This window comes from Deinococcus hopiensis KR-140 (assembly GCF_900176165.1).
GTDB lineage: Bacteria > Deinococcota > Deinococci > Deinococcales > Deinococcaceae > Deinococcus > Deinococcus hopiensis.
Genome location: NZ_FWWU01000010.1, coordinates 75775 through 98497 on the forward strand (window position 1 = coordinate 75775; position 22723 = coordinate 98497).

The following is a 22723-nucleotide window of genomic DNA, read 5'->3' on the forward strand; positions in this document are numbered from 1 at the left end:
CCCGAGTTGTCCTCGGCCGACGGGTACGTCCCATCCGCGCCCGTCGAGGAACAGACCGTCCCGCGGAACATGGCGCGCTCAAGAATCCGCTTTACCCCGGGCACGGGTGCGCCCCGTTCGCCGATCGCCCCGCCACTGACGGTGTTGGGCGCGGGGTTCCCCCGCTCCCGGTGCCCGGGCCGGGGACAGCGCCGCAAGAGCGGAGGGTGAGGGCAATGAATGATTGCCGTGATGCGCGCGTGGCGGTGTGGACAGCAGGTACCAAAGCCAGCCTGCTTGCGCAGCCACGTCCGGTGCAGAGCAACGTCTCGATACGGCTGTTGAGATCTCCCTGAGGCGTGACGATTCGGGCCTTTGTCCGAATGGGGCGCTGCGCGTGGAAGGGCAGCCCTCACGGCGCCCCATTCTTCCCCATGCCCATTCAGGTTCGTTCGCCGGCCCCGGTCGAAAAGAAGTCCTCTTTTTGACGCGGGCGCCAGGGATGGCCCCGTGGACACCGGCGAAGGCGTGAAGGCCCCTGGGGCAGGGCATGGACGCCCGAAGCAGCAGCGCCGATGTCCTTCCCAAGGCGTTGCCACCGCCACACTGCTTCATCCAAAAATCACGGCGTTCGGAGCACCCTGAGCTCCAACGCGACGAACCCTCCCCGTCGCCCCCGGAGGAGCCATGAACCTGCAACGCCCCGCCCCGATCCTTGCCCTGACCGCCCTGCTCGCCGTTCCTGCCCTGGCGCGGATCCAGACACCCGGCACACCGCCCACACGAATTGTGCAGGGCACAGCGCAACTCGCGGGAGATACCGGCACCATCGGCAAGACCTTCACCCTGGGCAAGGACCCAAAGGCCATCAACTTCACCCTCACCGGGGCAGAGTTCAGCGTTTCTCGCGTGACCGTCGGCGACAACGTATACGTGCCGAAAGCGAACGAGAAGCTGCTGATCCTGCGCTACACCGTGCACAACCCCCAAAAAGAGGACCTCCACTACTTCTACAAAACGCTGCAATTCACCGTGGTGGACGCGAGGAACGTCAATCACGCGAACGAGAACCACATCGGCCGCGACGGCACCACTGACCGTCTCGATATCACCCTCAAACCCGCTCAGAAGGTGGCCGCGTACGCCGTGATCGCCGTCCCGGCCGCTGGTCCCATTCCGAAGCTCATCGTGAGTGTCGAGGACGACAAGCGGGTGGTGCGCTACGATCTGCGCGGCCAGGTGAGGGCGCTCCCGGCCCCATTCGCCGACCCCTCGGACGCCGCCAAGGTCACGGCGCTGGAGGCCGTGCCGATGAAGGTGGGCGCGTACGGTCCGCTCGGGCACTTCGACCTGAAGCTCGACTCGGTCGCGTTGAGTACGAACCCGATCAACGGTGGGAAGCTCGAGAGCGGAGAACGCAACCTCGTCGCCGCGTTTACCCTTCGCAACGGTGCAGCGCAGACGGCCGAGGCCCGCTCCTTCTTCTCGCGCACCTTCTCGTTCAAGTTGCGCGACGCGGACGGTGACGTCACCGCGTACGACGACTACATCTTGAAGGTGTCGCGGGACGAACGCACCGATGGCAGCTTGAAGCCGGGGGAGGAGGCGCGCTTCCGCGTGTACTTCAAGCTGCCCGCGAACCTGAAAGGGCAGAGCCTCAGCGTCGTTGAGGGAGACGAGTCCCGCGCGCTCGTCTTTGACGTGAGCGCAGCCAAGTAACGACAAGCCGGGGGGGACGCGTCGTGGCCGCCCGGGCGCTTCGCGGGCCCCGGTATCCTGGCCGCCGCGCTGATCTTTACGCTGCTCGGGGCCCTGGCGCGGCAAGGTCTTCGCCGCCTCACCTGGCCGGTGACGTCCGGCACCTGACGGATAGCCGCGTTTCGTGGAGCCTCTCGGATGGTCAGCCGCGGTACGCGGCGCGTACGCCCGCAGCGTCCAGGAACGCCCGTACCGTTCCGGGCGGCGGTAAGTTCGGCACGGCCACGGCCTGCCACCGGGCAGTCGAGCGCAAGTACGCCCTGCAGCGCTGCGGGGTGCCGCTTGAGGCCCACGACCGCCGGCGCACCCTCATGCTCGGCCTGGACAGCACTCCCGCACAGGCATTCAACCCGACGTACCGCATGGTGAGCGGTCTGCTGAGTAATATCAGCGACTCCGCTGGGTACGAGTTACGCAAGCTGTGGACCGAGCAGCAGGTCGACAAGATGGTCAGTACGTACCTGCTGGACGTTGCGGGAAGTCCTGAGGAACTCCGGCTTGAGGTGCAGCACATCAACGAGGTCAGTCCCGGCGCCTGCACGTTCGCCGGGCCGTACAAGGCCACCGTGAACCTCGCGTTCGTGGAGCCTCGCTTCAACTGCGAGAAGGTCGCAGTAGAGTTCTCCAGCGAGGGTCTGCTCGCGCTCTTCGCGGAGTTCGAGTACGCCTTTGAGGGCAGGCCCACGGTGTTCGTCGGCGCCAAGGCGGGCATCAAGGCCGGTCCCCTCAACGTCGGTCCGAGCTTGAAAGGCGGCCTGGACATCACAGAGGGCCCGGACGGCACCTTCAAGGACGGAGGCTCGGTGCCGGGAGCGGCAGATCTCGGTGCAAAGGTCGTGGGAGACGACAAGCCCGGGGCGGGCGCCGAGGTGGAAGCAGAGTCAGGCTGCAGTGCCCTCCTGAGCGCAAGGAAAGAGCGGCGAGGCACTCGACCTCGCCGCTCTTCTGGCGGCGCCTTGAGAAGACGTCCAGGATGACTCTGACGCCAGGCGGCGACGAAGTGCGCACAGGCGCGCCGTGCTGGCATCCAGGACCTTCTCGACGTCCTCGTTCCGCCCGTGTCCACGCTCCTGCGCCTCCCAGATGACAGTTCCGGAAGAGCCAGGTCGGTCACCGCGCCGAAGTTGAAAGTTCAGGGTATCGTCGAATCCGCCCCTGGTGTTTTCAAAGTCGAACGAGACGCTTGAGGACACGCTGCACTCCGCCGACCACACGCCAAGACCGCTGGCCTCCTCGCTCTGAATTTGCAGAGCTCCGGCGGTGAGCGCGAGGTTCATCTCCGTCACTCGGCTCAGCGTGAATGGCCCGGACTAAGGGATGTCCGCGAACGAACACACTTCACCCTGGTGAACTGCACTGAGGGGGAAAGCGCCGCCTCCGGCGAGGGCGGGACCCGCCGTGAGGAAGACACAAAACCCGCCCTTCACGGCCTTGCCAGCCAGATTGGCGTCTGCCTGAGCGTGCCGCTGTGCCCGCAGGAGTCAAAGCCCCGGAAAAGGAGCATCGTCGTCTTGCCCAGCTGCTCTTTCTGGCTGCCCTGCCCGACCTGAAGCGGCGTTTTCGTGCCGTCCGCGTTCTTCAGGGACGCGGACACCTTGTAATACCCAACGGGAATATCACCCAGGCCCTTGGACACCGGAAGGGTGCGCGCGATGGCCGTTCCCTTGCTGCCGTCGATAAGAGGTCCATCGGGCACCAGCGTGACCTCAACGGTTGCGTCCCGGTCGATGACGTGAGCATCGTCGGTGTAGACGCGTTCGAAGGCGAGGGTTCCGCCCCAGGTATCCCCCCCGTAAGTCGACGAGGGCATGTCCGACTCGCCGTGGATTCTCCACACGAAGTTGCGCACCGCGCCCGCTTTGGCGTTCAGAGCGTCCTGGTATGGTTCGGGGTCGCCAGCCATACGCAGGCAGTACCGCTGGTCGTGGTACTTCACTTCCTTGTAGGCCGTCACGTAATACGGGTTGGTGGCCGGATTGAGTTCAGTGGACTGGTAGCGTCCCTGCGCGTCCGTGCTTGTGAAGATCGTCCCCCTGAACATGGCAGGCGCGATGATGATCTTGACGCCCACCACGGGTTTGCCGCGCTCGTCGACCACACGGCCGCTCACCGTGTTGGGCGTGAGTTTGGCAGGCGCGCTCAGGCCCAGCGCCGAGAGGGACAGGACGGACAGGACGAGGGAGAAGGTTCTGAAGTGTCGTGACATGGGCTTGCTCCTTTGGCCGCCCGGCGTGTCAGGCACGCGGGCACGTCTGGAAGGCAGCGTAGTGACCTCAGCGTGATTTTCGGGTGAATTGGGGGAGCGCCGTTCAGGAGGTAGTCTGAGAGGAGGCGTCCGCCCAGCGCCGCCCTTCCAGACCGCGTTCGATCAGGGCCCGCTCCAGCGTGCGCGCAGCGTCTGTCATGCGGCCCAGGGCCGTCCCGTACCGTTCGCCGAGGACGCTGGGGCGCAGCACGTCACGCACCAGGCTTGCCCACGTGTCAAAGGCTGCCGAGCTGTCGCCGGGCACCGCTGAATCCTCCCGGTCTGCCGTCATGGTCGAAGAGGCCCAGGCCCCCATTAGAGCGTTTGTCAAAAAGAGGACTTCTTTTTGACCGAGCAGGGCGGGCGAACTTGAAAGCGCGTTGGGGAGAATGGCGCCGTGAGTGGAAGGCCATCCCTCACGGCGCCATTCGGACAAATGCGCTATAGGGGTTCCGGTCCATTCGTGATGAAATAACGGCTTCACCCGGGCGGACGTGCAACGCTGCGCAGCAGAGCGAGCAGGAAAAATGGTGGCCCAGAGGCGTGGAATCACCGGAGCGCAGCGGAGGGGACGGAACGGATGGTCCGGAAACCGTATGACTGAGAAAGGACGTGCTTGCTGCGTCTCTCCAAGGCCACAACCGCCTGCTCCAACTCCAGCACGTTGAGGATGATCAGGGGCAAGCCCTGGGGCTGGAACTCCCTACCGGCGGAGGCAGCATGGATGCGGCCCACACCCCCGCCTTCCGGTGCTGGGGTGACCTCAGTGCGCACGTCCATAAACTACGGGGTGAATACAGGTCAAGTGGTAAGGAAGGTGGCCAGCCACGTCTGCCTACAAGATGAGATTGGCACCACGATTAAAGTGCTCATCGATAAATTGTTCGAGTGGATTGCGTGGGCGTTGAAGCCATCAGTCACGATGTGGTCCACATCGGTGGCACTGAGTTCCTCGTTACCGCTGTGGTCGCGCTTCGACTGAACTGAAGTTGTGCAAATAGAACGTGCCCTGCCGTCAGGCGGGGTTTTCCAGTTTCAGGAGGCGACCGCACATCGGCGAAAGCTTCGGAAGGGTAGGTTTATTCTTCTGAACGGTAAAGCCAATGAAGGTGGTAGACCAACGATGAAGTTGTTCTCAACGATATAGTGTGCTTATGCTCAACAACATCGACATAAACACCTCAGGACAGCTCCATGATCCACCCAGGCCAAATAGTCACGGTAACTGCTTAACGCGTAACAGCCCTGTCAACAAAAAAAGGGTCTTGTGTCAGAAGTTAAATTGTGGGAACGATATGCTTAATTTAATACAGCATTCACTAGTATTAAAAAGGCGGGCGAAAGTAGTAGTAGTCCAGTACCTATCATTAGGCAGCCACATCCGTAATTCACCTGATCTGGAAGTACACTCCCTTCAATATAAGCCAACTCGGTTCCGTGACTGGAAGGTCCAGCTGGACCGGTCGGTGAGTGTTGGATCCTCACGATAGTACCAAGTGGGTAGAGACGTTCGGCCTCAATTATGCCTTGAGCATTCAACCTCTGTACCTGATGAGAGTCGTATACGTCAATCCTCAGCGAGTTGATGCGGATCAAGTGCATACCTGGGAGCGGGACAACAGCACGGCGCTGCATGTGGGCAGGCGCACCTGGCGGCCAAATCACCCCTGTTATGTATTCCAGTCGATGGTATCCATGATTCAACACTGGGTTCGTTGCTTCCCAACGAATGCCTTGATGGACCGGTTGCTTGAGTTCGTGCAACTCAATCACTGCCTCTGAGACGGGCCACTGGGCTGCGCCGGTACCGCTCCGAATGCTCCGACGAGTCTCACGTAGATACCATGCGCCTGCCATAAGTAGAGCCAGGGCCACCAAAACCTGTCCGGCAACAAACACTGAGCCTATGGCTACCACAGCGCGTCCTCCCTATATACCGGGTAGTGGATGAGCATAATGACCATGAGAGATATACGCTGTCAGTCTTCTCTCAGTTCCCATACCACTCCTGCGGAGACCTCAGGGAAATGCGCTTCCCCTTCGGCGGGTTCTGGGACACGCTCTGCATCAGAAGAAATGGCCGTTGCAGGCAACTAGGCGTTCACGGCGTTCAGGATGCGGGAATTGTTCCTGAAGGCTGTGCATAGGGTGTGGTGACGGCGACTGGAATATTGCGGTAAAGATTGGAGCATCGTTCAATATACTACCAGAAATCCCACAAGTGTAGTCGCCGCGAATCACTGCTCCACAGCTATTCCGAGAATCAACGTATTTGACATATGCCCGTGTACCATTTCCTAAAAATAGATCGGGACCATCGGAGAATTTGGCCCTAAAAAGTGCTTTTGACTTCTCTTCCATATATACTTCGCGCCCTACGGCAATTCTGCAGTTATCTACAAAAGCAGCTGAGGCTGAAGAAGACACGCTTCACTCGCCAAAGATTTTAGTGCACCCCCGGAGTACCCAAATACCAAAGAGGACAAGAACGATAATAACGACTGCTGCGGCGTACTCGCAGCAGTTTAGCATGAGAACAAGGGGTGAGAAAGAAGGAGCTGGTTGTGAAGATACTGACCAATCCTTTGTAGTCAGAGAGGCCCTGCTTCTGGAGCGTAGAGAGGTAGTTCCGAATGCGGTAGGAATTCTTTCCACCCCCATCGGAACGAAACCCACCGGCGATCTTGCGCTTCACACACCATCCGGATGTCTCGCTCGGCTTGATTGTTGTCGAACGGGACGCCCTCCTCTTGGAGGAAGCGTAACACCTTGTCTCAGTGTTTCTGACATTGAGGGGCAAGGCTACGCCCAGGGGACTGCTTCACCCGTCCCCGCTGCTTTGGAACCGGCTCTGCTGCGGGGTTGGTCTCCAGTCCCGCTTCCAGGGGTGCATCAAAGCGAACCAGGAACGCGGCTTTCTCCGGTGGAGTGAGGGTACCTGCCCCGTGTTGATGGTAGACGCCTTGCAGTGCGGCTCGCAGTTCTCCCACCCAGTCTTGGTACAACTGTTCGTGGAGGAAGCGCAACTCCCGAAGCAGGTGGGCGTTACACAGCGTATGCCGGGCGCAGAGGTGGAAGTACGAGGGCCAGACATCGTGCGTCAACACGCCGGGGTACCGCGGCAGAACCCCCAAAGCCTGGATGGCGGCCGGGCCTACGGTGCGGGTCGTGCCCATAGGGGGTGAGCTGTTTGCTGCTGATGACGTGCACCCAGGCGAGCTTGCCTTTTACCTTGCTGTCCGTCTCGTCCACATGCAGGACGGGTGCTTCGAGCAGGGCTTCTTTCAGGCTGACCTCAAACCCAGTGAGTCGCGCTGTGGCGAGGTTGAGGTGCGGCGCGAGTGTTCCTTCACTGGGGCGCTGACCGCACAGCGTTTCAAGCACGTCTCCAACCTGTTTGAACGGCAGGAATTGAGCGACACCCTGGTACACCGCCAGGCCCTGGAAGCGAGGGCCGTACTGCACCTGACCGCGCACGTCCCGTGGGAACGCCTCCTGTTGTCGGTGGTGACAGCGGGGGCACACCTTCACTTCGGCCCGGTACTCAGTCACTTGCAACTGGACCTCCGGTAGGTCCAAGACCTGCCGAGCCAGGAGGTCTTACACTTTCGACCTCATTCCATTGCTGTCCACACGTACAAGCTTCCCGTGAGGGGCAGCACGACCACCTCGTCGGGAGAAGGGCGCATCTTCAAGGTGGTGCCTGGGTGTCCCACTTGACCACCAGAAGAGCGAACGCCCTAGGGGCGTTCGCTCTTGGGCTTCTTCTTCCAGGCCTGGTCCTGGCTGGGGGCTGACGCGTCGTCTCGCTGGTCCGCGCGACCTGCGCTTTCAATTCACGGAAGCGCGCCTGGAGCCGTTCGCAATTCGGGCAGGTCACGTCGGAGATGCCTTCACGTTACCGCATCCCATCCGGTTGTGTAGGTGCTGAGTAGTCACCGGTCACGTTTCTTGGCGATGCGCTTGGGCCTGGCCGCTGGTTTTGCGGCGGCGGCTTTGCGCTTCCGGCTGTTGCCGAGGTTCTGGCCCTTCCCATCACTGTTCTGGAGCTTGCAGCGGGTTTCTTCCGCGAGGGCCTTGAAGTCGGTGACGTCCCCCTCAAGATTCTCCACCGTGAGTTTCGGCTTCCCGCGACCACGTTGCGGCGCTGCGGCCAGCTTCTGGTCCACGCCCTCAAACCACTTGCCGAACTTGACGGAACAGGTCGAAGTGCAGCACGTGCTGGCACGCACTCACCTTTGTGTGCCCACGTGCGTACGGCCAGCGTGTTGGCACAGCAGTCCTGGGGCTGTGGTCACCATCCGGAGACTCCAGGCCATTGCCTGCCACTGGCGGTCAGGCCTCGGTAACGGCTTGATCTCTGACCAGCCATCGCCGTGTCGCCACGCGCTCGACCAGGGCGCGGTCATGGGAGGCCAGCAGCAACGTTCCGGGAAAGGTGAGCAGCAACGTTTCCAGTGCCTCGATCGCTGGGAGATCCAGATGGTTGGTGGGTTCATCCAAGATCAGAACCTGCGCGCGCGTCACGCTGAGGCGTGCCAGTGTCAGTCTGGTCCGCTGGCCACCGGACAAGTGCGCCACCAGGCCACCTGGCCCACCGGGAACCCCCAATTGCGCTGCCACCTCGTGCACCTGATGCGGCGTGAGCTTGGGGTTGGCGCCGAGCAGCGCATCTTCAATGGTGATCAGACCCCCAAGCTCCTCACCCTGCTGGCCAGCCCAGTACTGGGTCAGGTTCTGGCCCCACCGAACCTCACCTGTACGCCGAAACCCTGCGCACGGTGCATCGCTGGTCAACGCTGCGAGCAGGGTGCTTTTCCCGCTCCCATTTGCGCCGATCAGGGCGATGCGGTCACCGCGGCGTACTTGCAGGTCAATGCTTCTCAAAATCGTGCACCTGTTCCGCTGCACGCCAAGCCCCCGGATCTGCAGAACGTCGACCGGTCCGGGCGGTGCATCTGCAAGGGCCAAACGAATCAGTTGGCGATCCTCATACGGTTTAGGCGGCGCGGAAGCGTCCAGGCGAGCAGCGGCTCGCTCGAGCATCACGGCGTGACTGGCGTTGACGTTCTGCGCGTTCTGGGCTTTGCCTTTGGCAAGCAGCTTGTCCGGATCGCGCGCACGTTTGTGATTGTACTGGTTTGCACTGCGGGCTTTGCTTTGCCGGCGGAGGCGCTCTTCTTCCAAGGCGCTGCGCTTGCGCCGGTACGCGGCGTGATCGCGCTGCTGCGCGGCCCGCAGCTCGGCCTTGATGGCCATAGCCGCGCTGTAGGCACCGGGGTAGACGCTCAGCGTCCGCCGCTCTAGCTCCGCAACGCGGTGGGTGACGGCTTCCAGAAATGCGCGGTCGTGGCTGGCGAGCATAAAGGCCGCCGGACTGGCTTGAATCCAGCCTTCCAGCCACGCTGCGCCGTCCACGTCCAGATGGTTGGTGGGCTCGTCGAGAAGGTAAAGGTCAGCAGGGGTCAGCAGCAAACGTGCCAGCATCACCCGGCGCATCTGCCCGCCCGAGAGCGCGTCGACGGCGGCGTCACCCTGAAGAGAAAGTCCATCCAGCACAGCCAAAGCGCGCCCTTCAAATCCATACCCGTCGGCTTGCCTGTAGGCCTCCTCAGCGTCCGCAAAGGCCAGCAGGTCCGCTTCACTTCCGCGTTCAAGATGCGCGGTCGCGCCGTCAAGCGCTGCGCGAGCGTCCCGCAATGCTGCTGGAGTCAGCACGTCCAATACGGTTGTGCCCCGAAGCGCTGCGTGCTGCGCCAGGTAAGCAACGCGGGCGGTTCCCGTGATGTGACCCTGGTCGGGGGTCAGTACGCCAGCCATAAGGCGCATCAGGGTCGTTTTGCCACTTCCATTTGCACCGACGAGTCCCAGCCGCTCGCCTCGGTTGAGGTCCAGGGTGACGTCGGACAACACCAGGTCGTCCGCGTGTCCAAAGGACACATTCTTTAATTGCAACATCTCTACTCCAATGCTGGTGAGCGTCTCGGCGTGACAGCCGAGGCAAGCGATCAACCTAAGTCAACGGAGAGAGGTACGCAAGGAAAGCCCCCAGGGGAAAGAACGACAGCCCAACACCGGGGAACCCGGTCGTCGCGATTACGATAACGGTTCCGGCCAGAAATTTTCAAGGTACAACGGGCCGGCGGGCTTCCACCGTTCCAGGGATTCCTCCCGGGGGACAGGCTTCTTCACCTGTTTGGGGCGCGTTCCACGCCTGGGTTTCCACCCCTGCCACTTCTCCGGCACAGGCGCGTGCACCACGGCGACCATTCCGCAAGCACTACGTCCTGTCCTTCCCGAGCTTCAACAGCCGCCCGGTCAGCTGCACGTACAGGGAGGGGCCGACGTCCAGGCCCAGAACCGTAGCTGCTCGCCCGCATGGCCACCACGAACGGCTCCGTGTTCGCCACAGCCGGTCAGACCTCCGCGCGGACGAGGCCCGCGCCCCGGCCGAGCTTGATGGGCCGGGCTGGTGCGGACGTGGGTGCCCTTCACACGCACGCCGTGCCCCCCAACGCTGGCCGCGTGGGGAAGACTGAAGCCCCTATGGCGCCTCGGGTTTCTGCTGCGCGTTTGAAGAGGGCCGCGGGAAGCTGGTCGCGCTGGGGCTTGAGGCCTTCGCTGCGCAAGGCGTCCGTGGTGGCGAGGTGGATGGGTCTGTTCGTAGGTTGGGATGTCTCGCTTTTTGCCCATGTTGTTTGCTCCTGCCAGGCACACGCCAGCGGCGGGCCAGGGCGGGAAGTGCAGGGGTGACTTGGGGGCGTGGATGGGCAGGGGCCGGAGTCGCCCAGGGACCGGCTGGCCAGCCGGTCCCTTCGGTGATCTCGGCGGCCGGGGCAACTGGGGAGACGGACAAGGTGCCTTCGTGCATACCCAGGCGCAGGCGACCATCCGGAACGCCCCATAGCGTGAGATGACGGGTGGGACCCACCGGGTCGTTCGGGGCGTCAACCCAGGTGGAGACGGCCCCCGCCGTGATTCGTTTGGGCTTGTTTGAGTCGGGCATCACCACCCACTCCCCCCCCCCTTCTGTCGTGCTGAACGCGAAAGTCAGTGAACACGCCGGTAATCTTTCATCAGCAGGAATGAAGCGAGTTTCTCACCCGTGTGCAGCTCTACCTTGGGACCACCGAACGCGACGACGGTAACGACCTTGTCCTCCACGCGCTTGTGCTCCCAGCGGCTGTCCACCTCAATGGAGACTGGAGAGGGCGGTGGCGCTTCCTCCGCAGCTGGGCTGCTTGGGGGCCGGGGCGATGCCCACCTGTGACAGGCCGGTGATCATCTCCAGGCTTAGGAGCTCACCGATCAGGCGGTCCAGGCCCAGCCGGGCCAGCGTCTCGAAGCCACGCGACGTTGTGTCCAGCGGCATGTCCTGCCGGGCAGCGTCCACGGCCTGCTGAATCTCGACGTCGGTCAGGCGGGTGAACAGCGCGCGGGGAGTGCCCGAGGGCGCGCTCCTGGCGAGTTGCACCTGGAGTTCCGCGAGGCGACTCTCGTTGCTGCAAAACAGCAGCGCGCAGCCGGCGCATGGTGACCGGATCGCGGGCAGGCCGGGAGGTCAGGACGCCGCGGGGGACCGGGACCAGGGCGAGCAGGGCCGCGCCGCCCGCCGCGCCCGGAACTTTCTCAAGGGTGGGGCGTTGGGATGCTCGCTCCCCACCTTGCCCGTCTGTCCAAACCCGTCAGGCGCCCCCCCTCGCCACCTTCCCACTGAGGTTCGTTGTTCGGGCCTCCCGTTTTTTCGGCGGCAGCTGCCCGGTTATCATCGTCCGGACCGGAGACGGCCCGTCCTTCCCCATCTCCCGATCATGATGTCGGGGTCTCTGGAGGATGCTCTGCCGGAGTCTCTGGAGGATGCTCTGCCGGAGTCTCTGTATATGGAATGGCACTCTCCATAATTCGGGAATTATTGTTTTCGTAATTCCCGTTTTGACGCTCCGAAGGCCCTCGCCTTCCCCTTCTCGCTGTTCTGCGGCGTCCTCCGGGCGCGGGCGACGGTTCCCACTGCCCGGTTCGGCCTGGGACCGCTTGAGCTTGTCGCCCAGGCGACCCGCGCTCCCAACCCCCTCAGGGATGTTGATGGTGGAGGCCATCAGCTCCAGGAACCGGTCCCCATTGATGGCGATGTGGGTCGCCGTGTTTCCGTAGAACTTCCAGGTGCGGCAGGTGATGATGCCGCGACTTTCGAGGAGCAGCCGAGCGCCGCTGACCTCCTCGACGGCCGGCCAAGCCGCGTCACCTTCCTCCCCACCCCCTGCGGCTGGTGCGGCGCCTACGCCCAGTGGATTTCAAGTGATAACCGCCCCGACCGTCAGGAAGGCGTTCGCCGATGACCCGGCCCCGCTCAAACAACGGCGTGCCTGCCTTTTGGGGATGCCAGGGCCCTGCATCAACCGCAAGAAGGGGAAGGTGAATCTGGAGGGTCCCTGCCCCCGTCGTCCACACAGGTGGCCACCGCTCCGCACCAGACGGCACGTTCTACCTCTGCAGAACCAAACACGCCGCCAACCCCCAGGACACCACCGACGGGCTTGCGCCTCTGTGACGTTTCGGTACAAGACACTTCCCTCGGGCGCTCCCGCAACGCTGCTGCGAACGCCTCGCGCTTTAACAGAACGGCGGCCTCAACCGCTTCCCAGGCCACCCCACCCGCGTTGAGAAGTCTCCCGTCGTGAACGTTCAGGAAACTGCGCAGCGGGGATGCTACCGCCGACTCGCGGCGTTGCTAAGTCCGTACTACAGCCTCGGTCTGCAAAGGGCTTTGGGGCGGCGCGCCAGGAATGCCTGACGTGGGTGGGGGGAAAGGAGCAGGGCGCCCAGCCCTGAACCTCGTCGCCGCATTCTCCAGGTTGCATTCGGTTTCCGGGACCTTTCTATGCCTTTGTGCGCCCCGAGCGCAGGGTCTGGGTCCGCACCTGGTCTCGTCCATTCCCTTTGGCCTGGTAGAGCAGTTGGTCGGCGTCCTGAATGGCCTCGTCGATGCTTGCCTGACCCACGAGGGGGACGAGCCCTCCAGAAAAGGTCAGGCGCACTTCCGGCAGACCGGCTTTGGGGCCCGCAGTGGCGGCCACGTTGCGCCGCAGGCGGTGAACGATGTCAAGCGCCTGTTCTGCGGTGGCGGTATGCAGCAGCAGCACGAATTCCTCGCCCCCGAAGCGGTACGCGCGGTCTGAGCCCCGCAGGCTGGCCTGCATGACCTGGGCGACCGCCTGCAGCACCTGGTCTCCGCGGTCGTGGCCGTAGGTGTCGTTGACCTGCTTGAAGTGGTCAATGTCGAGCAGCAGCAGGTACAGGCCGTTCAGGGGGGCGCCGCCGGTGTCCATATCGAATTGCCGGCGGTTGGGAATGCCGGTCAGGGGATCGAGAAAGGCCATCTGCTCGAGTGCCGCGTTGCGGTCCATGGCGCGCTGACGCGTGTTGATCACAATTCCCGCGGCGACCAGGCCCAGGGCGTCGAGCAGGGTAATGCTCAGGTAGGTGCTGAGCGCCTCCCCGAAGGGGCGCCCGGCCGCGGAATAGGCCGCAAAGACCAGCAGGTTCGGGATCCCAAAGGCCGCCAGGGTCGAGAGGGTGCGTTCGCGCGGTGAACGCAGGTGGCGGGAGGCGAGGCGTGTGAGCAGGCTGCTGATCAGCACCACGAGCACCAGGTTGATGGCCGCGGGAACCGCGCCGTTTCCGCCCAGGTGCAGGCGGTAGGCAATCACGGGGACGCTGAGCGCCAGGCCCATACGCGCGCCGCCCCAGTACGTGGCGAGCGCAATCGGCACCGCGCGGAGGTCGAACATCAGGCCTGGAGCGAGCGGCAGGCTGTGCGACAGCAGAATGAACGACGAGGCGACCGTCAGGGCGGCGCGCACCGCCAGGGTGGTGGCGGCAACGCGCCCTGGCTTGAAGGTCAGGCTCAAGGCAAAGGCACCCGCGACCAGAAGGGCAAAGTTGGTCACAAGCAGGTCGAGGATGTGCCAGGGCATGGTCAGTTCACTGTAGCCCTTCCCCCGTTGGCCGGCTGACCGCGGAGGGGCGGGCGGCCCGCGCACAGGAGGGGTCAGGCCGGGCGCAGCCCCTGGAATGGTCCCCCTGACCAAGCCAGGCGTTTTGCGGGCGTCTTCGTGCCGGGGGAAGCGGATGTCACCGCTGTCCCAGCCGCCTATCAGGGCCGTCCTGGGATCATGGTGCGCGTGCGTCTCGCGTATGCCAGGGAGGTGGTGATCGGTCAAGGTGCTCAGGCTTGAAGCAGCGTGACTGCTCAGACCCCAGCGCACGACAGCATTGAGCAACATGGGCTGTACTCCTCAGGTCACTGCTCAGCAGGAGGCTTCTACCTGGATGAGCAGATAGAGTGATAGCTGCCCGAAGTGCAAAGACCATGGATGATGTCGATAAAGACCGTTCCCTGACGCGGAAAATGGCTCCAGAAAAGGCTGCTGATAGATTTTCGACCCGACTCGAAAAAGACCGTTCCCTGCCTCAAGGACTGAGTCCGGAAGAGGCCACAGATACACTCACGACTCAGGATGTATTCATTGGGGAAATCGTCTACGCCATATTTAAACTATTCAAGCTTTCTTTGGAGGAGGCGAAGAGAATAGGAGAAATTGCTTGTTGGACAGACTAAGGATAGGCCGTTCTCTAAGTACACAGTATATTTGACAGTATTTTAAGCTATACACCTTGCCTCACTTGTCACGATCATGGAGACGGAGGAGAAATTGCAAATTGGATTGAAGTAAGCTCGAATTTAAGACTTTACAGGCACAACGAATGTGATTCAACATGAGATAATCTTCCTATTGAGACAGGTAGAAAATCAATTTTTGGTTCTTATTTGCTACTTAAATATATAAGTATCGATACTATGCAACTCGCTAGAGATATTTTAAACTACAGCGTTGTGGAAAATTGGTAAAAGTTTTAATATTGCTGATAAGCACTTGGTACGAACGAGAGAGATCTTTTCCTATTGGTACGCTGCATGCCCTAACGTCAGCTTATACACCATTACGCATAGTGATCGAAATCCCATAAATGTGTTTTCTACCGGGTACGTAAGAATAAGTTGAATGTAAGTAGATACTCACTACGAGGCCGCATTCGCGAGGAGTTCCAGAATGGCCGCCACGACTACGTCCTGGGGCCAGGCGCTCACGGCACCCCAGCGCGGCTTCCTCCCCGTCGCGCGCGAACCGCTGCTGTTCCACGCTGGACAGGCCTACCGTGGCTGAAGGTCAGGCCCTGCTGGCCAGCCTGCTGCTCCACGAGGCGAAGACCAACAGCTACAAGTTCGCCCTGATCCACGCCCTGAACGACTTGGCCCTGGAGTATCTGCTGGAGGCGACGGGGAACGTGGCGGTGCCTCTGCGCCGGGTGGCGCAACGGTGGCTGGTGTTCTCCAGGGGCCTTGTCGGCGGCTCGCCCGTGTACCAGGGTGCCAGGGCACAGCGGGACGGCACAGTACGGCAAGACGTCAGCTTTCGCGCCGAACTGACCCGGCTGCGTGAAGCGTGGGACGCGCTGCCCTACACCCGGCCGGACGCGGCGGGAGGCGTCCTGCCTGCTGGCGGCTGACCGGGCAGAAAGGGAGCAGCTTCCCGCTGGCCTGCAGGTCCAGACGGCGCAGACGCTGACCGCCATCTCCCATGCGGTATGCCGGCGGTGGCGGTCAGCACCGAATCTTCGGTCCACTTGCGCCAGCGGCCACCCTCAGGGGCGTGCCCCTGCCGTGAACACAGCCGGACGAGACCGCGTTCCTGGTTCCCGCTTCCTTATGGCGGACGCTGCAGGACATGTCCCTGTGGGTCGAGGCGCTGTGCATGCACGAATGGAGCCTGTTCGTCGAGCGTGCATCGCGCGACGCTCCTGTCCTCCGGGGAGACATCTCCGCGCGCCTGAGTGCTTCACCGGAGACCCGCACGCCCCTCACCTGGGAACGCCATCAGATCCGGCTCCTGATGCTGGAGGGGCAGTCCTTCGCCTACCGGAGGCTTTTGATCTCGGCCACATCATCCCGGTCTCGGTGCACCCGGTTTAGGAGCTGTTGAACCTGGTGCCCAGCGACCCCGCGCACAACATGCACGTCATGCGCGCACGCATTCCAGAGCAGGCGCGGTTCAGCGAAGCTGCGCCGAGACTGACCGAGATTTACGCTGCCTACGGGCGCTGGCCTGCCACTCAGCCTGTACTTGCCATTGATGTCGCCCACCGCTTTGGCCCTGTCCCCCCTTGGGCTGACCCAGGCAATCACCCGGCTGAGCGAGGCCGTAGCGCAGTCCCGGAATGTGCCCCGGTACTGAGGCCGAGGCGCTTGAGTCCAAGCAGGTCTTCGCGTAAGGGAGGGGGCCTGCTGCCGCTTCGCCTCTCAACTCCAGGGCAGCTCCGCCCTGGTTCCCGACGTGTCCGGGTGGAGGACCCACACACTGCAATTTGCCCTGACAGGGCCGCCCTGCTCTGGGATACAGGTCAGGCAAGCCGTACCAGGATGCGTAAGATGGTGCATGCTCCAGCTGGTGCGGCAGCGGGAACGCACGGCTGACCGGCAGATCCACCGCTGTGAGAAGCGTACCCCTGACGAACCGTCCCCACGACTGCAGGGAACCCGCTGGTGGCCAGGACCTCTGGCGGGGCACAGCGGTCCCCTGGGGAAAACGCCTTAACTGCCGGGGGGGGCTGCGTCACATTCCCTGCTCACGCCCCATCAGCTGCCTCGGGTAACCATAGGGGGATGCAACGCTTTCTTCTCCTTGCTGCCCTGCTGACGGGCGCCGCCAGCGCCACCGACCTGCGCATCTACCCGAGCTTCACGGAGGTCCGGGACACGGTGCGCGCGCAGAGCACGACGCTGAACATCCCCCTGCCGGAGAGCGTGTGGAATGGCCTGATTCCCGGCACGCTCGACCTCGACGGCCTCAACTTCTCGCAGGTCACCCAGACCAGCGGCGCAAGCTGGCTCGCTGGCCTGGAGGGCAAGACCGTCACGCTCGAGGAGCCGGGCCGCGGGGCCCAGGTGGTGACGCTCGTGCGCGCCCGCGACCTGCTGGTGCGCGACGCCCAGGGGCAGTACCGCACGGCGCGTTTCGAAGACCTGCGCTTCTCCGGGGCGCCGCCGGTGGGCGCGCAACTGCCCGCCCAGACGCTGACCTACACCCTGACGCAGCCGGGAAGCGGCACCCTGTCGTACCTCACACGGGCTGTGACGTGGTCTGCGCGCTACACCCTCAGGGCCAGCGCCGCGGGCGCACGTCTCGACGCCCTGGCCGACATCCGCAACGGCACCGAGCTGCCCTACGACGTCAAAGCCACCGAGCTCTACGCGGGTGAGGTGAACCTGTCCGGCAACCCCGTGATGTACCGCGAGTCTGTGCAGGCCGCCCCTGCGTCCGCGCGGGCGCCCAGTGCCCCCAGGATCGGGGCCGAAGGCGAACTTGGAGGCCTTTACCGCTACGCCCTGAGCTCCGCCTTTACGCTGCCTGCCAGCAGCACCGTGACCCTCCCCTTCATCAGACCGAAGCTGACGGGCTTCGAGCGGTACGCCGGGCTGAGCACTGGCTTTTCCACCCAGTCGAGCGAAGGCGTCATGAGCCGCAACTACCGCCTCAAGGCTGGGGAACGCCTCCCCGCCGGGCCCCTGACGGTCCGCGAAGACGGCCGCGTGGTTGGGCAGACCGTCATTTCCGACACCGCGGCTGGCGCGCAGGTTGGCCTCAGCCTGGGGGCAGATCCGGACGTCCGCTACCGCCGCACCGTGCAGCAGCTCAGCGCGTCGAAGAACGCCAGGGGCGACGTGACGAAAGTGACCTACCGCGTGACCTACACCTTCGAGAGCGGCCGGGAACGGGCGGTGCGCGCCGAGGTTCGCGAGTGGATCGGCGGCCCGCGCGTTACCATCGACACGCTGCCCGCGCGCCAGGAGCAGGCGACTGCGGAACTCCGCGCCGACATTCCGGCCGGCGGCAAGGTCAGCAAGAGCTTTACCGTGGTGATCGATCAGGCGAGCTGAGAACGGAGTTCAGCGTTCAAGCTTGAGCGCAAGGGGAGACCTGAAGTCTCCCCCTTTCTCCTGTGCGGCACCAGCGTCCTGAAATGCCGCTGTGCCAGCGCGTAGATTCGCAGCTCGGTATGGAGAGCCGAGCGTGCCTGGGCTGGAGCGTGGCGAGAGACCAACGCAAAGGCGTCCCCTCGACCGCAGACGCCGCGTCTCCAACGCCAGACCACTGGGCCAGAGCCGTGAGACGGCCAGCATGACGTGACGCCGGTGCAGGGCGCGCATCGCCTCGGGGTCTCCAGCCGCGCGCAGCCAGCAATTCGGCGTCGCTCTGCACGCCCCGAGGCGCGCTTCTGGGATTCGGGTCACGCGCCGCCCTGACGCTGCTTTTCCTGCGCGGGCGGTCATCTCGGGCACCTGCACCTCGCACACCTGGCCACTGCGCTTGACGACGTCGCTTCCGCGCCTGGGCCGGTCTTCCCTCGGGCCCAGGTGGCCTGGGTGACCATCACCCGCTTTCCAGCGACCGCTATGCTGCCCGGAAGCCCGAACGGTCCGCGGCGTCCACCGCGCTCCCCGCCCTGGCTGAGCACCTGCAGCACGTTACCGAAGCGCTCGCTGAGGCGACCACGCCCGCAGACGCCACGCCCGCAGACGTCTTTAGAATCGTACTCCAGCCCGCTCTGGCAGCGCTGGACGCTGCTGCGGACATGGTCTTGCTGATCAGCGCTTTGGGCGACCTGGAGACCGCTGCGGCCCACGCCCACGAGGACGGCACGCAGATGATCTGGCAGGACAGCCCCCCGGGGTGTGGGTGTTCAGCACGGATGAGGGGTCTACGGTAAGACGAGATCCGTGTCGCCGCCTGCTGGCAGTGGGTGCCCAAGTATGCGCCCAAGGGCCAGGAGTTGACCTTTGTGGTGAAACTCATGGGTGATGGGATGCATGATCAACCACCGCTGCGTCACCTGCAAGCGGTCGCGCCCTGGCCGGATAAGTTCAAAGACCTCATCAGGTTGGATGAAGCTGGCGCACGCCTGCTCAACGACGCGGTCGACTTCTCTGAACGCGGCCCGCATCGCCTGCGCATCTTGCGGGCCTGGAACCTCGAACGCGCCCTCGTACTGTTCCAGGCGCAGACCGTAGTGTCCAACCCACGACAGATAGCAGTCCGCCACATGCGCCTGGATATTGCGGATGCTGCCATACGCGAAGTCCCGATGCTCGAAGGTGTACACCTCAGGCGGCAACGACTCCGCGTACGCCAGAAGCACCTCACGGGTGCGCTTGGTCCAGCTGTAGAGCAGCGGCAACGAAGGGTCCATGCCGCGATTATCGGCCCCTGGGGTCACAACGACAAACAGCGGAACTGCGGGACCATCCTGAACTCGCTGACCTCAACCCAAAACACGCTGCACCGCAACCCCTCGGCCCGGGCGGGCACCGCCTGACCTCCACTTCACCGCAGTGAGACCAAGGAGAACCCCTATGCGCGCGGCTGGGAAGGCCTGAACGGTCTGCGGAACCATACCGTCCCCGACCCCGGAACCGTCAGCCCGCACGACGTGACCCTGCGGGTGTCCGCTCAGCTTTTCACGCGGGGGCGGGCGGACCCGTGGATTACGTTCCGCGGGAACGTGTTCTGGTGGGTTGACGGTCCCCGCAGGGAAACCGGCGTGGACGCGTAAGATCAGTTGTACGGCCTGATGCCCTGGCCCGGCACCTGAAAAAATATGCACTTCCCCAACGACTGTGACGCCCAGCTTCCCGGTACGCCTCCCGGCGGGGTTGGACAGCGCGCCGGGGCCGTCCGGAACTGCCGGGCCAGCTCCTGCAGGTAGGCGCGCCGTTCTGGCTCCTCCCGCTCCCGGTACGCAGGAGGCGTGCCGGTGCATCAGGTCCAGCGTCTTTCCCATGCCCTCCCTGTCGGTACGGGTTGCCCCGCGCCTCCAGCACGACGGTCTGCTTGCCGCACGCTGGTCCGGCGAGACCCTGACCGGTGTAGGGGAGGGTCTTGCCCGCCAGGGCGAAGGCGTCCGCTTCCCCAGCCTCCTCCTGGCGGCTCCTCAGAAATCTTGTCTTCGCTGCCCAATGATGTGTTGCCGACCCGCATTATTTCTTCTCTCAAGAAACCCCCGCTCAGTGTCCTGAGCGGGGGGATGAACGCAGGGGAGCCATTCAGCATTGGCTTAGAGAAGAAGCACGCCGACATCCATAGGAAGGAGATACTCAGTTGGCCTCGGGTTGGGATGCGATTGCCTCCTGTAAGATCTGGGCTTTACTTCGGGAATTTCTCTTTGACGTTGTACACGCGAACGTAGTCGAAGCGCGCGGTGAAGTCCGGCCCGCCCATCGACACGAGGCCGATGCGGGCGTTGGCGTCAAGTTGGTGCGTCCAGGTGCTGCCGCGCGTCCAGGTCGTGCCGTTGCGGCTCGTGGAGGCCGTGTACAGCTCTTCGCCGTTCTCGGTCGTCCTGGCGATGCGCAGCCAGATCGCATCGGGCGCCGCCGCGCTGAGCACCGTGTTGCCGTACCTCGGAAAGCCCGGAGCCACAGGACCTTGCTCTTTGGCGAACTCAATCTGGCGCGTGTCCCAGATGCTCGCTTGCGTGAGCTTCACGAAATTGTCGTCGTTGCCGTATATGACGAGACCCGCTTGACGGAAGTTGAAGCAGCAGCCCGACCCTGGAAGATTAACGCTGAGCTTGACTTCGACGAGGTAGTCGCCTTGTGGAACCGGGCGGGTGAGCACGGAAGCGTTGTTGATGTCCCCGAACAGGTCGGCATTTTGGGTGTCGAAGCGCAGAACGCCGCCCTCGAGGCTGGCCGCGCTCGGCGCGGGCGGACGTATCCACGTCCAGGCGCCATCGAGCGTCGTACCGTTGAATTCGTCGCTGAACGCGGCGAGCAGCTTGCCAGGTTGCGCTACTTTCTCTTTCGGCGTGCGGTAGGCGCTGCGCTGACCGGGTTGCGCTGCCGGAGCGGGCATGACTTCGTCGGACGCCCCGAGGCCGCCGCGCACGGTGGGCCAGCCGCTCTCCCAGTCGATCGGATCGAGCAGCGCTGGCCGCTTGTTCAGGCCGCCAGGCTGCGCGAGGTACGGATCGAAGCGGTCGATGGCGTGGTACACCGTCCAGTCTTGCCCGCTCGCGTCGGTGAAGACCGCGTTGTGCCCAGGGCCCACCCAGCGGTTCCCGTTCATGCTCAACATGGGTGTCCCGCCCACGTAGGTGGCGCTGAGGTCCACGCCGTCACGGTCGAGGAAGGGGCCATCAGGGCTGCGCGAGCGGCCCACGAACACGCTGTAGCCCGTGAGGGGACCCCGGCAGCAGTCCGTGGCTGACGCAAACAGGTAGTACCAGCCGTCTTTTTGGAAGACGTTGCTGCCCTCGTACCGGTTGGCGCTGGCGATCTCTTTTTGCGTGGCTGGATCGGAGCGCAGGCCGTCCGCCGAGAGTTTGCGTACAGCGACGCCGCCGAAGTACGAGCCGTAGTAGATCCAGTTTTGCCCGGACGTGTCTTGAATAACGTCCGCGTCAAACACCCAGCGGCGGGCGTTCGGGTCCCCTACGGGAGGCCTCTGCGGCTCGACCACCGGGCCGCCGCTGTCCACCCAGGGTCCGGTGGGGGAATCACTTGTGGCCACACCGATGGCGCTGCCGCCCCTAACCGTGTCGCTCGCCGTGTAGTACAGGAAATACTTTCCGTTGAGGTACGCAACCTCCGGCGCCCACATGCCCGCGTCCGGCCAAACCCACGAGGGCCGCTGAGAGAAGGCGTCGCCGACGTACGTCCAATTCACGAGGTCTGTGGACTTCGCCATCGTAATGAGGCGGAAGTTGAAGTTGCCGTTCGCGTCGCGGTCGCCCGCGTTCAAAGGATCGGTCGTGCAGTACAGGTACCACTGGCGGTCGCCCGGTTGCTGCCCGCGCACAATGTCGGGATCGGCGCACGTGTCCACGGTGCCAAGCGGCCCCGCGTTAATCGTCAACTTGTTGCGGTACGTGCCCGGACGGCCTTCGCGAACGTTTTGCGCCTCGGTGGACGCGCCCGACAGGTTGACTGTGGGCGGCGCTTGTTGACAACCCACAAGGACGGTGAGAAGAGCTGCGAATCCGCCGGCCGGTAAACGACGACGGAGTGTAGGAACAATACCCTTCATGTCTTCCTCCCTACGGCTGGAGCCAAAGCGAACCCGTGCACCGACGCTGCGTAGCGCGCGTGCATTGAAAGTATTGAACTCTGCAGTGCCCTCACATTAGCATAATTTTGCTTAAGTTGTTACTTTCAACAATCTTCGTCACTAATGCAGTCTTTGAGACTGGCATGCACCCGGAGCGCTCCCAGCGGGCGCTGAGGCGTGCGAGGTCGGGAGCCCTGAATGTGAAGAGGGCGGCGGGAAGCTGATCGCGAGCGGCCTTGAGGCCTTCGGCGGCCAGTTCGTCGGCGGTGGCGAGGTGGGGTGGGTTTGTCCGTAGGTCGCGATGTTCCGCTGCCCATACGGGTTGCTCCCACCAGGCCCGCTGAAGCGGGCCGGCGCGGGATTATGGGTTCAGGTTGGCGACTGAATTGGGAGAGGGCCGGAATACCCAAAAGCACGCGCTGCACGGCGGTCGGCGTCCACGATCTCCGTTCCCGAATTCATCGGGGAAACGTACAGGACGTCCTCGCGCAACGCCATTCTCAGATGGCCCTCTGGAACCGTCCAGAGCGTCAATGGCCGCCTGGCCAGCGCGGATCGTCCGGTGAGGTCACCCAGG

The 22723-nt window shown here is 63.5% G+C and carries 14 protein-coding genes and 1 pseudogene; 5 read left to right on the forward strand and 10 right to left on the reverse strand.

Going from position 1 to position 22723, the window contains the following annotated elements:
• Positions 1 to 666 precede the first annotated feature (666 nt).
• Complete coding sequence (locus B9A95_RS29000; protein WP_084051101.1) at positions 667 to 1698, forward strand: hypothetical protein; 1032 nt, start codon at positions 667 to 669, stop codon at positions 1696 to 1698.
• A 23-nt stretch (positions 1699 to 1721) separates the two neighbouring features.
• Entirely contained in the window at positions 1722 to 2714 is a 993-nt protein-coding gene (locus B9A95_RS29005) for a hypothetical protein (protein ID WP_139807128.1), read from the forward strand.
• Positions 2715 to 3160: 446 nt separating this feature from the next.
• Here the strand turns inward: B9A95_RS29005 and B9A95_RS29010 are convergent, their stop codons facing one another.
• From B9A95_RS29010 to B9A95_RS29050, 8 genes and pseudogenes are all read right to left on the reverse strand, one after another.
• On the reverse strand, positions 3161 to 3943 hold the full coding sequence (locus B9A95_RS29010; RefSeq protein ID WP_084051103.1) for a carboxypeptidase-like regulatory domain-containing protein: 783 nt from the start codon (positions 3941 to 3943) through the stop codon (positions 3161 to 3163).
• Positions 3944 to 4046: 103 nt separating this feature from the next.
• A complete protein-coding gene (locus tag B9A95_RS29015; protein ID WP_139807129.1) occupies positions 4047 to 4313 on the reverse strand; it encodes a hypothetical protein in 267 nt (88 codons plus the stop codon).
• A 2235-nt stretch (positions 4314 to 6548) separates the two neighbouring features.
• Positions 6549 to 7862, reverse strand: a pseudogene (gene tnpC / locus B9A95_RS36630) (IS66 family transposase); the annotation flags it as partial.
• Between the two features lie 55 nt (positions 7863 to 7917).
• A complete protein-coding gene (locus B9A95_RS29030; protein WP_139807130.1) occupies positions 7918 to 8214 on the reverse strand; it encodes a hypothetical protein in 297 nt (98 codons plus the stop codon).
• 103 nt (positions 8215 to 8317) lie between these two features.
• The gene (locus B9A95_RS29035) at positions 8318 to 9940 is read right to left on the reverse strand and encodes an ABC-F family ATP-binding cassette domain-containing protein (RefSeq protein WP_084051107.1); all 1623 of its coding nucleotides are present in this window, start codon (positions 9938 to 9940) and stop codon (positions 8318 to 8320) included.
• A gap of 1092 nt (positions 9941 to 11032) precedes the next feature.
• Positions 11033 to 11173: a hypothetical protein gene (locus B9A95_RS34285; protein ID WP_170928840.1), complete on the reverse strand. Its 141-nt coding sequence runs from the start codon at positions 11171 to 11173 to the stop codon at positions 11033 to 11035.
• A 1-nt stretch (position 11174) separates the two neighbouring features.
• Positions 11175 to 11456: a hypothetical protein gene (locus B9A95_RS29040; RefSeq protein WP_084051108.1), complete on the reverse strand. Its 282-nt coding sequence runs from the start codon at positions 11454 to 11456 to the stop codon at positions 11175 to 11177.
• Positions 11457 to 12858: 1402 nt separating this feature from the next.
• Positions 12859 to 14265: a GGDEF domain-containing protein gene (locus B9A95_RS29050; protein ID WP_084051110.1), complete on the reverse strand. Its 1407-nt coding sequence runs from the start codon at positions 14263 to 14265 to the stop codon at positions 12859 to 12861.
• 86 nt (positions 14266 to 14351) lie between these two features.
• Between B9A95_RS29050 and B9A95_RS32855 the strand changes: the two genes are divergently transcribed.
• The 3 genes from B9A95_RS32855 to B9A95_RS29065 all read left to right on the forward strand — a co-directional run bounded on the left by B9A95_RS32855 (position 14352) and on the right by B9A95_RS29065 (position 17978).
• A complete protein-coding gene (locus B9A95_RS32855) occupies positions 14352 to 14600 on the forward strand; it encodes a hypothetical protein (RefSeq protein ID WP_139807131.1) in 249 nt (82 codons plus the stop codon).
• 599 nt (positions 14601 to 15199) lie between these two features.
• The gene (locus tag B9A95_RS29055; protein WP_084051111.1) at positions 15200 to 15550 is read left to right on the forward strand and encodes a hypothetical protein; all 351 of its coding nucleotides are present in this window, start codon (positions 15200 to 15202) and stop codon (positions 15548 to 15550) included.
• A gap of 1153 nt (positions 15551 to 16703) precedes the next feature.
• Positions 16704 to 17978, forward strand: coding sequence for a DUF4139 domain-containing protein (locus B9A95_RS29065; protein WP_084051113.1), 1275 nt, complete (start codon positions 16704 to 16706; stop codon positions 17976 to 17978).
• 821 nt (positions 17979 to 18799) lie between these two features.
• Here the strand turns inward: B9A95_RS29065 and B9A95_RS29070 are convergent.
• Both B9A95_RS29070 and B9A95_RS29075 read right to left on the reverse strand, forming a co-directional pair.
• Complete coding sequence (locus B9A95_RS29070) at positions 18800 to 19288, reverse strand: DinB family protein (RefSeq protein WP_084051259.1); 489 nt, start codon at positions 19286 to 19288, stop codon at positions 18800 to 18802.
• Between the two features lie 953 nt (positions 19289 to 20241).
• Positions 20242 to 22053 (reverse strand): family 43 glycosylhydrolase, encoded by a 1812-nt coding sequence (locus tag B9A95_RS29075; RefSeq protein WP_245808570.1) that lies wholly within the window; start codon positions 22051 to 22053, stop codon positions 20242 to 20244.
• Positions 22054 to 22723 lie beyond the last annotated feature (670 nt).

Excerpts from the sequence above, each read along its gene's own strand:
- B9A95_RS29000 (WP_084051101.1), top strand. The coding sequence starts at position 667 with ATGAACCTGCAACGCCCCGCCCCGATCCTTGCCCTGACCGCCCTGCTC.
- B9A95_RS29010 (WP_084051103.1), bottom strand. The coding sequence starts at position 3,943 with ATGTCACGACACTTCAGAACCTTCTCCCTCGTCCTGTCCGTCCTGTCC.
- B9A95_RS29035 (WP_084051107.1), bottom strand. The coding sequence starts at position 9,940 with ATGTTGCAATTAAAGAATGTGTCCTTTGGACACGCGGACGACCTGGTG.
- B9A95_RS29050 (WP_084051110.1), bottom strand. The coding sequence starts at position 14,265 with ATGTTGCTCAATGCTGTCGTGCGCTGGGGTCTGAGCAGTCACGCTGCT.
- B9A95_RS32855 (WP_139807131.1), top strand. The coding sequence starts at position 14,352 with ATGGATGATGTCGATAAAGACCGTTCCCTGACGCGGAAAATGGCTCCA.
- B9A95_RS29065 (WP_084051113.1), top strand. The coding sequence starts at position 16,704 with ATGCAACGCTTTCTTCTCCTTGCTGCCCTGCTGACGGGCGCCGCCAGC.
- B9A95_RS29070 (WP_084051259.1), bottom strand. The coding sequence starts at position 19,288 with ATGGACCCTTCGTTGCCGCTGCTCTACAGCTGGACCAAGCGCACCCGT.